We start from the raw sequence: 474 nt of genomic DNA, 5'->3' as shown, positions 1-474 counted from the left end.
AGGGTGGCCCGCCATCTCCAGCCGCGGGAGCGCACCTGGCGCCAGTGCCGGACAAGACCGGCCTGCGCGAGGGTGAACCCCACGAACACGCCGATCGCGAACAGCGGAACCAGGGCGTTCATGCTGCCGTTCGAACCCACGAGCAGCGTCGCCGCGGCTCCGGCGAGGCAGAGGACGCCGAAGCGGTACACCTCGCGGCCGGATCGTGCCGCGAACCGGTGCGGCAGGCAGTCGTCGTCCGCCAGCAGTCGCAGCAGCGTCGGCAGACCCCCGAACGACGTGTTCGCGGCGAGCGCGAGGAGCACGACGGTCGCGCCCTGCACCAGGTAGTAGCCGGCACCCCCGCCGAGGGCCGCCTCGGTGACCTGGGACAGCACGGTGGTGCCCTCGATCGGACGAATCCGGAACTTCTCGATCAGGACGGCGAGCCCCAGAAGCATGGTGCCCAGCAGCACGCCGAGGACGACCTCGGTC

General features: G+C 71.3%; 1 protein-coding gene. It reads right to left on the bottom strand.

From position 1 onward, the window contains the following. On the bottom strand, positions 1-474 hold a 474-nt coding region (locus AC07RN_RS21085; RefSeq protein ID WP_478337232.1), incomplete at both ends, for an amino acid permease.

The sequence above is a fragment of the Lelliottia sp. GFLA7 genome, from assembly GCF_056490165.1.
This window is presented reverse-complemented; position numbering and strand designations above follow the sequence as displayed.